This window comes from Sporosarcina sp. FA15 (assembly GCF_051550195.1).
GTDB lineage: Bacteria > Bacillota > Bacilli > Bacillales_A > Planococcaceae > Sporosarcina > Sporosarcina psychrophila.
On sequence record NZ_CP188818.1, the window covers coordinates 1,172,133 to 1,187,154 of the forward strand.

Annotated in this window: 13 protein-coding genes and 1 pseudogene; 6 read left to right on the plus strand and 8 right to left on the minus strand. The window is 40.0% G+C overall.

Features of this window, described 5'->3' with window-relative positions; genetic code table 11:
- Positions 1-17: 17 nt before the first annotated feature.
- From ACP8HG_RS05495 to ACP8HG_RS05505, 3 genes are all read right to left on the minus strand, one after another.
- Entirely contained in the window at positions 18-1,034 is a 1,017-nt protein-coding gene (locus ACP8HG_RS05495; RefSeq protein WP_340742067.1) for a DUF1646 family protein, read from the minus strand.
- Positions 1,035-1,956: 922 nt separating this feature from the next.
- Complete coding sequence (locus tag ACP8HG_RS05500) at positions 1,957-2,286, minus strand: hypothetical protein (RefSeq protein WP_067209027.1); 330 nt, start codon at positions 2,284-2,286, stop codon at positions 1,957-1,959.
- A gap of 205 nt (positions 2,287-2,491) precedes the next feature.
- Positions 2,492-3,982, minus strand: a complete 1,491-nt coding sequence (locus ACP8HG_RS05505; protein WP_067209029.1) for a peptide MFS transporter — start codon at positions 3,980-3,982, stop codon at positions 2,492-2,494.
- Between the two features lie 307 nt (positions 3,983-4,289).
- On the opposite strand from ACP8HG_RS05505, the pseudogene ACP8HG_RS05510 reads away from it, so the two are divergent.
- Positions 4,290-4,466, plus strand: a pseudogene (locus tag ACP8HG_RS05510) (DUF1259 domain-containing protein); the annotation flags it as partial.
- 20 nt (positions 4,467-4,486) lie between these two features.
- A complete protein-coding gene (locus ACP8HG_RS05515) occupies positions 4,487-4,726 on the plus strand; it encodes a hypothetical protein (protein WP_067209032.1) in 240 nt (79 codons plus the stop codon).
- A 52-nt stretch (positions 4,727-4,778) separates the two neighbouring features.
- On the opposite strand, the gene ACP8HG_RS05520 is transcribed toward ACP8HG_RS05515, so the two are convergent.
- Positions 4,779-5,861 (minus strand): CdaR family transcriptional regulator, encoded by a 1,083-nt coding sequence (locus ACP8HG_RS05520; RefSeq protein ID WP_342538168.1) that lies wholly within the window; start codon positions 5,859-5,861, stop codon positions 4,779-4,781.
- A gap of 126 nt (positions 5,862-5,987) precedes the next feature.
- Here ACP8HG_RS05520 and ACP8HG_RS05525 point away from each other — a divergent pair, with 126 nt between their 5' ends.
- The 3 genes from ACP8HG_RS05525 (at position 5,988) to ACP8HG_RS05535 (ending at position 10,247) form a co-directional block, all read left to right on the plus strand.
- Positions 5,988-7,133, plus strand: a complete 1,146-nt coding sequence (locus ACP8HG_RS05525) for a glycerate kinase (RefSeq protein WP_338652429.1) — start codon at positions 5,988-5,990, stop codon at positions 7,131-7,133.
- A 2-nt stretch (positions 7,134-7,135) separates the two neighbouring features.
- The gene (locus ACP8HG_RS05530; RefSeq protein WP_338652428.1) at positions 7,136-8,482 is read left to right on the plus strand and encodes a GntP family permease; all 1,347 of its coding nucleotides are present in this window, start codon (positions 7,136-7,138) and stop codon (positions 8,480-8,482) included.
- Between the two features lie 172 nt (positions 8,483-8,654).
- Positions 8,655-10,247: a long-chain-fatty-acid--CoA ligase gene (locus tag ACP8HG_RS05535; RefSeq protein WP_438298313.1), complete on the plus strand. Its 1,593-nt coding sequence runs from the start codon at positions 8,655-8,657 to the stop codon at positions 10,245-10,247.
- Positions 10,248-10,306: 59 nt separating this feature from the next.
- Here the strand turns inward: ACP8HG_RS05535 and ACP8HG_RS05540 are convergent, their stop codons facing one another.
- From ACP8HG_RS05540 to ACP8HG_RS05555, 4 genes are read right to left on the minus strand one after another with little or no spacing between them, the layout of a single operon-like run.
- Positions 10,307-11,182, minus strand: a complete 876-nt coding sequence (locus ACP8HG_RS05540; RefSeq protein ID WP_438298314.1) for an ABC transporter permease — start codon at positions 11,180-11,182, stop codon at positions 10,307-10,309.
- A complete protein-coding gene (locus ACP8HG_RS05545; protein WP_067209047.1) occupies positions 11,145-12,074 on the minus strand; it encodes an ABC transporter ATP-binding protein in 930 nt (309 codons plus the stop codon). The genes ACP8HG_RS05540 and ACP8HG_RS05545 overlap by 38 nt, the downstream gene beginning before the upstream one ends.
- A complete protein-coding gene (locus ACP8HG_RS05550; protein ID WP_187047728.1) occupies positions 12,067-12,486 on the minus strand; it encodes a hypothetical protein in 420 nt (139 codons plus the stop codon). Before ACP8HG_RS05550 ends, ACP8HG_RS05545 begins: the two co-directional genes overlap by 8 nt.
- 13 nt (positions 12,487-12,499) lie before the next feature.
- The gene (locus tag ACP8HG_RS05555) at positions 12,500-12,943 is read right to left on the minus strand and encodes a LytTR family DNA-binding domain-containing protein (protein ID WP_197485394.1); all 444 of its coding nucleotides are present in this window, start codon (positions 12,941-12,943) and stop codon (positions 12,500-12,502) included.
- Between the two features lie 184 nt (positions 12,944-13,127).
- On the opposite strand from ACP8HG_RS05555, the gene ACP8HG_RS05560 reads away from it, so the two are divergent.
- Positions 13,128-15,008 carry an ABC-F family ATP-binding cassette domain-containing protein gene (locus ACP8HG_RS05560; RefSeq protein WP_067209059.1) on the plus strand — a complete coding sequence of 627 codons (1,881 nt, stop codon included), beginning with the start codon at positions 13,128-13,130 and terminating at the stop codon, positions 15,006-15,008.
- Positions 15,009-15,022: the final 14 nt, after the last annotated feature.

Below are 15,022 nucleotides of genomic sequence, written 5' to 3' on the forward strand. Positions count from 1 at the left end.
TACATCCTTTTTTCAATTCATCCGACAGTCACGATCACTATGAAATAAATAACCATTGCAATCAAGCCAATCGGAACACCAAAACGAGCCCACTCACTGCTTTTAATATTAAGTTTTCCGGCAGCTATGATATTTGGGATGTTTCCGGGTATTAACATACCTCCGCTGATTAACAGTCCAAGTAAAAGGGCTTTAATTGTCGAATCATTCATAACAGGGCTGATTTCTGCTGCAGCTAATGTAGCATTATCAAGCACTGCTGAAATCATGTTAATCCAATATAATACAAGAGGGTTTAAATCTAATAGGTATCTTTCGATAAATGGTTCGAAACCTGCACCAAGCAGTGTAAGGGCCATTACGAACAGATATACTTTAATCCCACGAATAATAATATCCATATACGATTCGGTTCCTTGATTAACTTTTAAACTGTTCAACTTGTTTGAAGGCTTGATTATGATTGCGGCCAGTATTCCAAAAGCAATGACGCCTGGAATGATATCAGGACCGATTAATCGTAGTAAATAGAAAAAGTCTGCATCCAATTTGCTTGTTGCGATTGTTGATAGAGGTTCCCCGATTGGTGTAAGAACAGCACCAAGCCCAATTGAATAACAAGCAATGATGACAAGACGGATTTCTGATTTACGGTCAAGGCGCAAAACGCCTACTATTGCGACCAGGACAATTGCTGCAATAATTGCTGTAATGACGCTAGAAAGGATTCCTAAAACGATAACGATAAGTGCTAAGAATAAGCGAAATGGAATTGCTTTGCTCATGCCTCGTATACTTTTTTCGAAAGGTTTTTGTAACCAGCGGAATACTAATCCAGCGATAATAACGGCTAGGGTTATATGTATCGGATCCTCCAGGGCTTTAACGATCAAAGTTGAGTCAAGTACTTGACTGACAAGGACCGCGGAAATCCCCATAATGAATAAAAACACTTCTAAGTTCCGTTCAACTATTTTTACTGTGAACGGCAAAAATAAAACTAGTATTAAAATAATAGACAAGCCAACAATCATAATTATCCTCCCTTTCATTCTAATCTAAAAATAGGGTCAAATTCATCTTATCATTGAAATAGTAATAGAAAAACAATTTATTATAAAAATGAATTCAACAGGATAATTAATTTCTTCTATTCTGAAATTAAAAAAGTATGATTGAGTTGAGATTCCAAATTCTCTATTTGAATGAAGCAAAAAAACAGAAGAAATCGTACTTTTTCAGAAGTTAAATAAACAAAAAAACCACCTAGATTCACTAAGTGGTTTAATTTCTCGCTAAATCTAAATAAAAATTTTGTGTATAGTGCAAAAGATATGTTGAAATTAAGAACCCATTGAATTATCTAGGGGGAGGTGATGCCTACTTTCCTTCGTTAGGCGACTTCGCTCTCTATTTGTTCAATATAAATAAGTACTTTTTTATTCCTTCGAATGTTTCGCCCTTAACAGTTCAAATAGTAGGGGCGAAGTTATCGCTATTTTGTCGCTTAAATTTTTATCAGTCGTAATAGATGCTTGAAACGTAACAGGTTCTTAAAAGTTAAGGTCTTAATCAAGAAACTCGAAATATAATAATTCTCCTTTTGTCACATTAGAGTTATCAGCATTCAAAAAGTCTTGTATATTGATTGTTCTGCGTTGAAAAGACTGCGATTTGTTATTTACTAAGCTATTTAGTTGTTTTGTCCGCCTCAAGGGAATTCATTACGCTTGTGACCGTGGTTTTGTAATTCATATGGAGAATAGAGGGACATGGTAGAATCGGTGGTTATTGCGAACTGACGATGATTTAATCTTAATCAGTACAATTTGTTATCATAATCATAATTTTGGAAAGTAGATGACGAATAATTTAGTGAAGCTTGTAAACGAATTAAAAACTGATATTTTCAAGTGAGTTTGTATCTCGCGATTTTACTCCACTCAATTTGCGTATTTAATTTTCTTTTGTATCGTCTTCCTTTTCTAAGCGTTTAACAATTATCTCCAAAAACTTATTGAGTTTCTCAATATCAGTACTCTGCGAGTTATTCTGTACTTGATCATTTTTTAATTCGTCAATTTGATTCTGTAATTTATCAAGTTCTTGTTGCTGTTGGATGTCAGAAATCCTACTTTCTTCGATTGAAATAGCGGCCCCTAGGGTTTGTAGGGCATCCCCTAAGGTAGAAATTGCTGAACCCCATAATGAAATTTTAGCACCAGTATCCGTTGAACTATCATTATTTTGTAATCCCGTATTGAATACTGAGTCGCTTCTTCTCAAAGTTATCACTCCTTGACCATATTAACTAACGTATTATTTCATTCTATTAGATACTATATGTTCATCCAATAGAACGGGGAACTAACTGTAAACTATCCTATGTTTAGTTTACTCGAGGTTGTTAAATGCAAGATTTAAGACTTATGTTGAAACAAAACAAGCAGCCCTGTAAACTCACAGGGCTGCTTGTTTTGTTTCAATTGTATTAGCGTACGCCTTTCATAAATCGTTGGATAACCGGCGACATTGCGAATAAGAGGAAACTTAATAGAATCGCTGTTCCACCGATGATTCCAAAATACATCATTTCAGTTTCAGGTTTATATAATTTAACGATCTGTGCGTTAAGCGCTTGTGCAGCAGCATTCGATAGGAACCACAGACTCATCGTCTGCGCAGAGAACGCTACCGGCGCCAGTTTAGTCGTAGCTGACAATCCTACCGGAGATAAGCACAGTTCCCCTAAGACGACGACAAAGATGCTTAGGATGAGCCATAGTGGGTTCACGAGAGCATCTGTCCCACCTAAATAGCCGGGCACTAAAATAATGATGAATGATAAACCGGCAAACAGAAGACCTAACGAGAACTTCTGCGGAATATTCGGTTGCCGATCACCAAGTTTCATCCATAGCCATGCAAAGACAGGAGCCATTGTAATGATAAACAATGGGTTAAATGATTGGAAAAAGGCTGGTGAAATTTGATAGCCAAAAATATTAAGGTTTGTTCGTGTATCTGCATAAACTGCAAGAATTGTTGAACCTTGCTCGGCAATTGCCCAAAATACGACAGCTGATAAGAAGAGCGGGATGAACGCAATTATTCGGGACCGTTCCACATCATTTGTTTTTGGACTCCTATACATAACAATAAAATAAACCGTTGGGATAAGGAAGCCGAGAATACCGACAATTATAATGAATGATTCAAAAGTCAGCCAACCTCGAGGGATGGCAATTGCAACAAGAATCCCAATCACTACAGCCGCAATTGCGAAAATTGAGAATACTTTTCTTTTCTCGGACGGTTGTAATGGATTCGCTACTTGTGTACCCGCTAAGCCGAGACTTTTCTTTTTTGTCAAAACGAACATTAATAAACCGAAAAACATTCCAATAGCAGCAACACCGAATCCTAGATGGAAACTTGTTTTCATTAAACTACCAACGATAAGTGGTGAGATGAATGCACCTAAGTTAATACCCATATAGAAGATGCTGAATCCTGAATCACGACGGTTGTCGTTTTCAGGGTAAATATCACCAACTACACTGGAGACGTTTGGTTTTAGTAACCCTGTACCAATTACGATAAGAATCATCGAAACGAAGAACAGTGAAATGTTACCGGGAATTGCAAGCGCGATATGACCAAGCATAATGAATATTCCACCATAAAAAATTGCTTTTGAGGTACCGAATACCCGGTCAGCTAACCAGCCGCCAATAATACCTGACATGTAGACCAGCGAACCATAGATTGACACGATGGACAAGGCGATAGTTTTATCTAATCCAAGTCCGCCATTTGATACTTCGTAGTACATATAGTACACGAGTATTGCTCTCATACCATAATACGAGAACCGTTCCCAGAATTCCGTGAAGAATAATGTGAACAAACCTTTCGGGTGCCCGAAGAAGCCTTTTTGCGGAACACTCTCCACGATCTGTTTCTTAGTTAGCTGTGACATGATGATGCCTCCTTCATATTTCACTATAATACAATTAAACGTTTTCAATTGTCAAAAATAATTATTGGAAACGCTGTTATTTCAATTAACGTTTATATTACAACGTTTCGATATAATGATAATTTTCTAAATCTAATAAATAGATATTTTATGATAATAAATTAATTATATAGTAAAAGTCTGGGAGATTAATACACATGTATCCATGTCACTTTTCATAGAGTGTAGGAGATGTAGATGCTAAATTAGATGAAAATCCTTAAAAGGTGCAGCTCAAAGTGTGCAATGCACGTCAGTTGTCATAGTATTCATGCACTCTATTTCCCGGCAAAGGCTGATTGTTAGTTCATTACATAACCATTGGCTCTATATGCAACCAACAATTCTGTACATTCACATCCAATCCGTTGAACCTCCACTGGATTTCACAAGTAAATTTACGTATTCATTTACTTTATTGAGCAGTTATCCGATTGTAGACTAATTATTCGAGGAGGAGAAACGTTGGAAATCTATGATGTCGTTTTAATTCCGCTTATCATCGGAATCGTGGAATTATTGAAGATGTATGGGATGCCAAGGCGGCTACTGCCGTTCATATCACTACTCTTCGGTGTTGTAGGGGGCATTATTTATATTTATCCAGAAGACATTAAGGCAGGTATACTTGTGGGTTTGATGATGGGCTTATCCGCAAGTGGGTTGTATGCGGGAGGGAGAACGGTAATCGAGAAAACTGAATAGAGAAAATGTGGAAAACCCCTTAGGCAATGGATAGCTTAAGGGGGATCGATACCTATTTTTCATCTAGTAAAAGAGCGATTTTCAATAAAACTGCATCATGAAAGAGGGTTGGGTTATAGCCGCTTATTTCTTCTATTTTTCGAAGCCGGTACGTTAATGTGTGGCGGTGAACTTCTAAGGTTGCAGCAGCTATAGTGTTGTTCTGATTACAAGAAAAATAGATGGAGAGTGAACGTTTCATTTGTTCATTCAATCCCTTTAACACTCTACTTGAAAATCTGAACGTCTCACTCGATGAGGCGTTTTTTTTCAGTAGGGCCAATAACTCGACATCCTCAAAGTATATGAGATGTTGTGTTGGTTGTGCAAATTGCAATGCATTTTTGGCGGTAGTATAGGAGTAGCGAATTTCATCTAAAGAATTGACGGGATAGCCAACGCCAATTCTGACAAGGGAGTCTTTCTGCAAAGTAAGTAGTAAAATAGAAAGTTTTCTCTTCAAAGTAGTTTCAGTCATTCCGCTAATTAAAATGAATACCTCATTCAATTGTGAATGTCCAATGAGAACAGAGTTTTTTTCAAATTGATCCTCCAATTTTTCAATGATTCTTTGAGAGGAAGGTAGGAAGCTCTTAAATTCGATTAAAAGTGTTGTGTATGGATTTATTGTGCTAAATCCCAAAAGAGAAAGTCTCTCCTTAACAATCAACGAAAGCGGCTCACCGCTAATTAACTCTTCAAAAATCAGTTCTTTCATCTTCCGTTTCCATTCCGCCCGCGAGGTAATGAGTGACTGGTGAACCATCATTTCAGTTGTTAATTGTACAAGTGTTGCGATTTCTCGGAGATCTGCAGGATTACCGGTTATTCCAATGACACCAACTAATTGTTGCTGAAAATGAATCGGCATATTGACGCCTGGTTTTGTGCCATGCCAATTTACCATGTTTTCTTCTGTAATCCATAATATTTCCTTCGTTTTTGCGACGTATGCTGCACCTTCATGTATTTTGTTGATGCGCTGTTCTTCACCTGAAGCCAAAATCATTCCATTCGTATCCATGACATTCAAATTACGGTTTAACCGGACCATCGTTTGTTCAACAATTTCATCTGCAAGTTGCTTTGTCAGCATTATTCTATCCCCCATGTATAACTTTTCCGGAAATATTACGGGTAATTCTATACAATTAGCATAACGTATTATCTGAATAGCTCAACTATACTATTAGTAAGCGCTTTAGTTAAGGGGGAAGTATTTTTGAAAGTAGTTGTGGCACCAGATTCATTTAAAGGTAGTTTAACGGCCGTTGAAGCAGCTGAAGCGATGGTGGCAGGCATTTATGATGCTGACCCCTCTATCGAGACAGTTATGCTTCCTGCGGCTGATGGTGGGGAAGGAACGATGAGCAGTTTGGTTGGCGCTACGGGGGGAGAAATCGTATCCGTCGTCGTACAAGATCCGCTTGGCCGAGAAGTCGGGGCGGCTTATGGCGTTCTTGGAGATAGGAAAACGTCTGTCATTGAAATCGCGGAAGCATCTGGATTGATGCTGTTGCACGAAGAGGAAAGAAATCCACTTGTTACATCGACTTATGGCACGGGCGAATTGATTGTTCATGCACTTGACGCGGGCTTACGCAATTTTATTATTGGGCTTGGGGGAAGTGCGACAAACGACGGTGGTGTAGGAATGTTACAGGCACTTGGAATGCGTTTTCTGGGTGGAAACGGAGTGGAATTGTCAAGGGGGGGAGGTTCACTTGGTAATCTTCATGCAATCGATATGCATGATTTTGATAAACGAATTTCAGAAAGCACTTTCCTAATTGCGTGTGATGTCAGTAACCCATTTGTCGGGCCAACTGGTGCTTCCGCTGTTTTCGGTCCACAAAAAGGGGCTTGTCCTGCGATGGTAAATAGACTTGACGAAAACTTGATGAGGTTAGCCCATGTAATTGAACAACTAACCGGCATTTCTCTTCACGGGAAAAAAGGAGCAGGTGCAGCAGGGGGAGCCGGAGGTGCTTTTCAAGCTTTTTTTCCTGGGGAAATGGAACAGGGTATCGACGTTGTGTTGAATGCGATTTCATTCGACAAACAAATTACTGACGCAGATTTAATTATTACAGGTGAAGGCAAAACTGATAGTCAGACATTATCGGGTAAAACACCATTTGGAGTTGCGAAAGTGGCCTATAAAGAGGGAAAGCCAATCATTCTTATTTCAGGTGTGATAGATCAAGAGAGCCGGGATCTATTGGCGCCCATATTCAACGAATTACATGCGATTACAGACGGAACGGTTTCATCACAAGAGTCGATTGCGCATGCAAGTCATTATTTAAGAGCGAAAACAAAGTTGGTAATGGAGAATTATTTAACTAACTATACAAAAGGGGTGTAGAGATGTTATTTGCAGTTATTGCACTTAGTGTTGTGCTCGTTGTTGTGTTGACAGCTGTTTTTAAAGTTCATCCGTTTTTATCTTTACTGCTCGGCGCATTTTTCGTCGGTATTGCTTCAGGCATGCCGTTGCTCACAGTAGTGGAAAATGTCAATGAAGGATTCGGCGGATTAATGAAATCGATTGGGATTGTCATTGTCGCGGGGACTATTATTGGAGTCATTCTAGAAAAGTCGGGTGCGGCATATAGAATGGCGGAAGTCGTTTTACGAGTAATCGGTGAAAAGCGCCCTCAGTTGGCAATGTCAATCATCGGTTATATCGTATCAATCCCTGTTTTTTGTGATTCTGGCTTCATTATATTAGCAAGTTTGAAAAAGGCATTGGCGAAACGTTCAAAAGTGGCGATTGCATCCATGTCAGTTGCACTTGCAACCGGACTGTATGCGACACACACGTTAGTTCCGCCAACACCGGGACCAATTGCTGCAGCTGGTAATATCGGCGCGGAAAATTATCTAGGGACTATTATTTTAATTGGACTTTTCGTTGCGATTCCAGCAGTTATTGTTGGTTATTTCTGGGCGGTAAAAGTAGCCTCAAAAATCGAAGTACCGGAAGATACTGAGGAAGGCGGACTGAATTACGAAGAGATTGTTGAATCGTTCGGAAAAATGCCCTCCACATTCAAAGCATTCTTGCCAATTGTACTGCCAATAGTATTGATTGGAATCGGTTCTGTGGCAGCACTTACTGGCGAAGACACTGCTTTTATCAACTTCCTACGATTTTTAGGAGCACCATCCGTCGCGCTTCTATTCGGTGTGCTGGCATCGTTTTTGTTACTTCCTAAATTTAATGAGGAAACGCTTTCAGGTTGGATTGGCGATGCATTGAAGGAAGCTGCTCCTATTCTTCTTATTACTGGGGCAGGAGGAGCATTCGGGAAAGTTATTTCAAATTCAGGTATTGCAGACCTTATCGCAAACATGAATATGGAGGCGTTAGCGGGTGGTGCTCTGTTCCTCCTTATTCCATTTATTATCGCAGCCGCATTGAAAACAGCCCAAGGATCTTCGACTGCTTCACTTGTCATCACCTCAACATTAATAGCACCACTATTGCCTTCAATGGGAATTGAAGGAGCGATTCCACTTGCGCTTGTAGTAATGGCGATTGGTGCCGGAGCAATGACTGTTAGCCATGTGAATGACAGCTTCTTCTGGGTTGTTACACAATTTAGTGGCATGACAGTGACGGATGCGTATAAGGCACAAACGATGGCAACGCTGTTACAAGGCGTAACAACAATTATAGTTACGATGCTACTTTGGACCGTTCTAGTGTAAAGCATGAGATAAGGAAGTCTGATCTGTTAGTGAGCTTTCTAGCTAACAGATCAGACTTTTTCCATTCTATTAATAAATCATATCCATATTAATTACTCACTAAGTTGCACAATTGCTAATGACAGAAAATTCAAGGTGTTATATACTATATCAAAATGGTGAGGTGATCTATATGGATATGCCACTAGTATTACCGCAATTTCTCGATCGAGCAGTTGCTTTGTATGGAGAAAAGGATGCGGTACATTGTGAAGAACGTGTTTTTACATACCGACAACTGAATAATAGAGTAAACCAACTTTCTAGAGGGCTACGCGAGTTAGGGATTGGAAAAGAGGACAGGGTCGCTTATTTAGCAGGGAATTCTCTTGAAATGTTGGAAGGGTTTTATGGCGTTTTTCAAATTGGTGCAGTAATGGTTCCGCTCAATATTCGTTTAAAGCCGGAAGATTACGTATTCATCTTAAATCATAGTGAAGCCAAAGTTCTTTTTGTCGACCAAGATCTCTATGGCTTAATTAAACCAGTGATCGATCAATTTGAAACGGTAAAGCATATTATTGTTCACTACAAAGATCAAGAAACACTAGAAACGGGCTATGACGACTGGCTTGCTACTTACTCATCTGATGCATTTGACCGTGCAGAACTGGATGAAAATGATGTCTGTAGCTTACTGTATACGAGTGGAACAACGGGAGATCCAAAAGGGGTCATGTTGACGCATCGTAATAATTATCTACATGCGCTTAGTACGATGCATCATTTGAGGGTCACTGACTCGGACGTCTATTTGCACGTTCTTCCAATGTTCCATGTCAATGGCTGGGGCTCTCCTTTTTACTACACGGCAAATGGGGCTACACATATATGTTCAAGAAAATCGACGCCTGAATCCATATTTAAAGCACTTCAAGAACATAAAGTATCCATCTTGCATATGGCACCAACCGTATTAAATGCGTTGCTGCTGTATCATGATCAGCATCATCCGGTCATCAATCAAGACATTCGCGTGGTGATTGCAGGATCTGCACCACCTCCTGCCTTCATCGTCAGGGTCGAAGAAGAGCTGGGTTGGGAGTTCATCCAAGTATATGGTATGACGGAATCCTCTCCGCTTAGCCTCATTTCAACGATCCACTCGCATTTGACCGGGTTGTCAAAAAATGAACAGACTGAATTGAAAGCGAAGGCTGGATTCTCGATGATTGGTAGCGATGTTAGGATTGTCGATGAAAATGGAGTGGAAGTTGCCCATGACGGGAAACAAGTCGGGGAAGTGGCAGTGCGGAGTCATGGTGTTATGAAAGGCTATTGGAAAAACGATCATGCAACGGAACAAGCGTTGCAAAATGGCCGGCTTTTAACAGGGGACATGGGGACTATTGATGAAAATGGTTATATCAACATCGTAGACCGAAAGAAAGATGTCATCATTAGTGGCGGAGAGAATATATCATCGATTGAAGTAGAAGGTGTCCTATACGAACACCCTGCGGTACTGGAAGCTGCTGTCATTGCGGTTCCACATGAGAAGTGGGGAGAGACACCTCACGCATATATTGTATTACGCGAGCATAGAAACGCAACCGAACAGGAAATTATTGCTTTCTGCAAAGAAAAGTTAGCCCATTTCAAAGTAGTTACAGGCATAACTTTCGTCAATGAACTTCCAAAAACAGCATCTGGCAAAATTCAAAAAGTCCAAATTCGCGATGCTTACTGGGAAGCGCAAGGAATAACGGGACGTTTGGTGAATTAATGAATGACATAAAAGCTTGCACGTGCATTGAGGAACACCCTCTATGTGCACGTGTAAGCTTATTTATTTTTCCTTCGCATAACAAGTAACGATAGTCCGAAAAAAAGCAATGTTGTACCACAGAGATACATAATACTAAATAACTGGGTAGTTTTTTTACCATTGATGTCGTATAACATGCCCATATCAATTTCGAATGCTTGCTTCATGGCAACTGGCGCGGTAGAGAAGGCCTCTAGAAGGGGTGCCTCCATTATTAATTGCCGAAACAGTGCGGCTGAATGGGAAACCGGGAACAGCTTGACAACTGATTGGATGTAATCAGGCAGTCCACCAATCGGAATATAGATGCCAGCTAAAAAACCAAGAAGTGTTCCGATAACCGTGCTTGCTGCGGCAAATGCATTTGACGTTTTGAAAAAGGAAACCAACAGAAGCACCATTGATCCGCTAGCTAATACGGATAAGATAATTACACCGCTTGCCGCCATCATTTTACCGAACGACAGCACCACTTCTCCGGAAACGAAGAGAAATAGATTTGAAACAAGAAGCGTAATCATACACATGATAAAACCTATAACCAATGCGCTGATGATATAGCCACCCACCAACTTTGTTCTTGAAATAGGGGAAGAGTAAAAATCCATGTATGTTTTATTTGCGCGATCTTCTACCAGGATGCCAAATGAGCCGAGTGTCGTTGTCATAGAGGTTACCGCTAGGATCCCTGCAATGAACCAGGTAGTGAGCACTGCCTTTTTTGCAGGGAAGTCCGGAAGCCCTTTGGCGGTCATATCCCCTAAGAATAAAACGTACAATGCGATTAAAATAATGACGGCTAGAAGTGAGAAAAAGACAGTGGCTTTATCCCGAAAATACAATAAGATATTCCGTTTAGCAAATGCGATCATCCGGATTCCCAACCTTTCCATTGATGGCGATAAAAACATCATCCAAACTGGATTTCTTCACTTCAAAAGATGAGATGAAAGAAGTGAATTTCACCAAAATTGGTATCGCTTCCGTCGTATGATTAAGGCGGATAGTAAACAGCGACTTTTCGTCATCGAAATCCAATCCATCTAACATGAGCAAGCTTCGCAGCTCATCTGCTCGCTCCGTAGAAATTGTCAGTAAATCTGTTGAATAGTTATTTTTCAACTGTTCAGGAGTTCCTTTTGCCACGATGCTGCCTTTTTTCATAACGACAACATAATCCGAGTTTGCTGCTTCTTCAATGTAATGTGTCGTTAGAAAAACAGTCATACCTGTTTCTTTTTGAAGTTGCAGTATGGTAGCCCATATGTTTTTTCGACTTTCTGGATCAAGCCCTGTTGTCGGTTCGTCTAAAATTAAGATGTTCGGTTTATGAATAAGGGCGCGGGCAATATCCACTCGTCGTCGTTGTCCACCTGATAATTTCCCATAAGGTCGATTCGAAATAGACTGTATATCCACGATATCCATAACTCGAGTAATCGCAACGTTACGTTCTTGCCGCGGCATCCCATAAAAAGATCCCCGAATCGCTAAATTCTCTTTGACGGTCAATAAAGGATCAAGTAAGCTCTCTTGAAATACGACGCCGATTTCCTGGCGAATGGCTTGGTCGTGCTTGCCGACAGTATAACCATTTACATAGACATGACCACTGTCTAGCTGGAGGAGCGTCAAGAGAATTGAAATAGTCGTCGATTTCCCAGCACCATTCGTACCTAAAAAAGAAAAGAGGGCGCCTTTTTCTACATAGAAACTGATGTCGTTTACAGCTTTTATTTTTCCGAATGATTTCGACAATCCAATTACCTCAATTATGTTAGTCAATAGGGACTCCCCTTTTTTTACCTGCAATGGCGGCGTTAATTTGCGTAGCGCTCATTTGATTACCCATAAACGTAACGATAATGACTACGATATAAGTCAATATTCCAGTAGTGATAATGAACGGTGTATCATACCAAGTGAATGGGAAAACTTTGAAAACTGCACCTGCAACAAGAAGTACAATGATGACATCTAGTAATTCAATGAACCTTAAAATGAGCGGATTTTGAATGGGTAACTGATGCGTAATAAAAATCAAACAGATAATGCAAATTGAAATAATCAGCATATGAACAATCATTGCTTCATCCATAGGTGGGAAAACTTTTAACCAACTAAAAAAAAGATAAAATAGACTACTAAATGTGAATGAAATACAACTTGCTGAAATGTAGTGCTTAACTAGGTCCATAATGATCTCCTCCTCACGTTAAAAATTTTTCTTTGAAAGATTTGACGTAATGTCTATTGACGATGACTTTTTCACTGTTCATCAAAGACGCTTCAAACTTCCCATTAAATAAGGCTCGCACACTGTCAATTAGAGCTGTATTGACAATTAAGTTTTTACTAATGCGGATGAAATGTGTGCTTGCCAGCAACTTCTCAATCTCGTATAGCTTCAAGTCACTTTCGTAGATATCTTTTTCATTGTAAAGAAACGAACGGTTATCAATCGATTCAATATAATACACGTTATCGACGAGAAGGGAATATGTCCGCCCATCTTTTGTTCCAGTTAAGGTTATATGTAGTTGGTTAATCTGTTTGATTAATCGTTCAAGTTCATTGTCAATTTGTGGACAGTTGATAGTGATTTCAACCTCGTTATAGGTATTGGATTCATTAACTGTCAAACGAATGATCATCACATCCTTTCGCGGAAATCTTATGGATAGAATCGTACCATTTTGTGGAATTTGGAACAATACTTCTCGGGTAACATGCATTTTTCAACTAATAAGATGCATGCGATAGTACAATACTCTTTTAAAAAGCAAGGTAAATCGGCTATGATAGGATGAGGTACATATTAGAAATGGAAGTGTTGTTATGAGTCAATTGATAATCGAAAACCTCACGAAGACTGTTGGGGAGAAAACATTGTTTAAAAATATAGCGTTTACGGTCATAAGCGGAGAAAAAGTAGGCCTACTCGGAATCAATGGAACAGGCAAATCGACGTTATTGTCAATCATTGCAGGAGTCGAACAAGCTGATTCGATTTCGGCCGAACATCCGAATAGATACCGTATTGTTTATTTACCACAAGAGCCAGAAATTGACCCGGACCTTACAGTGATGGAAACGGTGTTCAAGAGTGACGCACCGATTATCAAGGTCAACTTAGAGTATGAGTACGCACTTCAAGCACTTTCTGCGGATCCGGAATCTACACTAAACCAGGAACAATATTCAAAGTTTCAAATCGAGATGGACGATCTATCTGGTTGGGATATAAACTCAAAAGCACGGACGATTTTGTCGAAACTTGGTATTGAAACGTTCGATAAGAAGATGGGCGAGCTTTCAGGCGGACAGAAAAAACGGGTAACACTTGCAAAAGTATTGATTGAGCCTGCCGATCTCTTGTTACTCGATGAACCGACAAACCATCTCGACGTCGATTCAATTATGTGGCTGTCAGATTACTTGAAAAATGAACAAGGAGCTGTCATCTTTGTTACCCATGACCGCTACTTTTTGGACGAGTTATCCACCAATATTTATGAACTTGCAGATAAAACGTTATATGCACATACAGGTAACTACGGGAATTATCTTGAATCGAAAGCCATTCGTGCGGAGATGGCTGCATCGACGGACGATAAACTCCGAAATCGCTACCGTTCAGAACTGAAATGGATTAGACGAGGTGCGAAAGCGAGATCGACAAAGCAAAAAGCACGAATTGACCGCTTCGATGACCTATCGGAGAAAGTCAAAAAAGAAGATACGGGTGGAGAAATGGAAGTCGCGCTTAAGTCGACACGTCTTGGTAAGAAAGTGATTGAAGCGGTCGGCATCTCGAAGTCGTTCGGCGGAAGAAAAATCATTGATAATTTCTCTAGTATCCTTCAATCAGGTGATCGTATCGCTGTTGTCGGACCTAACGGGGCAGGGAAAACGACGTTATTGAATATGTTTTCTGGAGAAAGTCAACCGGACAGTGGAATCATCGACAAAGGAACGACAGTGAAAATTGCTCATTTCCAACAACACACGCCAATTATGGATGAGAAAAAGCGAATTATCGAATACATTCGTGATACGTCAAATGATATTGAGGGTGCTGATGGAGTACGAATTTCAGCTTCGCAAATGCTAGAACGGTTTTTATTCCCCACACAAGCACACGGGACACCCATCGGTAAATTATCAGGTGGCGAACGAAAAAGACTCTATTTGTTGAAACTGTTAATGGAACAACCGAACGTCATGCTCTTGGATGAACCGACAAATGACCTCGATCTTGAGACTCTTTCAGTACTGGAAACGTTCATCGATACATTCCCAGGCGTTGTCATCACCATTTCACATGATCGATTCTTCCTAGATCGAACATCAACAAAGCTATGGGTAATGGATGGATCAGGGGATGTCGACACATGGTTTGGTATCTATTCTGACTTCCTTGAAACCTATGTACCTAAAGAAAAAGTGGCACATGAGCCAATCGTTGAGGTAGAGATACCGGTTCAGCAGGAAACCAAAAAGAAAATGTCGTACGCTGAAAAGAAAGAGTACGAAACAATTGAATCAGCTATTGAAAATGTAGAGAAGTCAATCGAAGCTACGGAGGCAGAAATGGCATCCACTGGCTCCGATTACGATAAGCTAAGAGAACTGACGGCAACACTTGACGAATTGAACGGCAAATATGAAACACTCATTGAACGTTGGTCTTTTTTACAAGAATTGAATAAATCCTAACGAAAGGGGCAAAT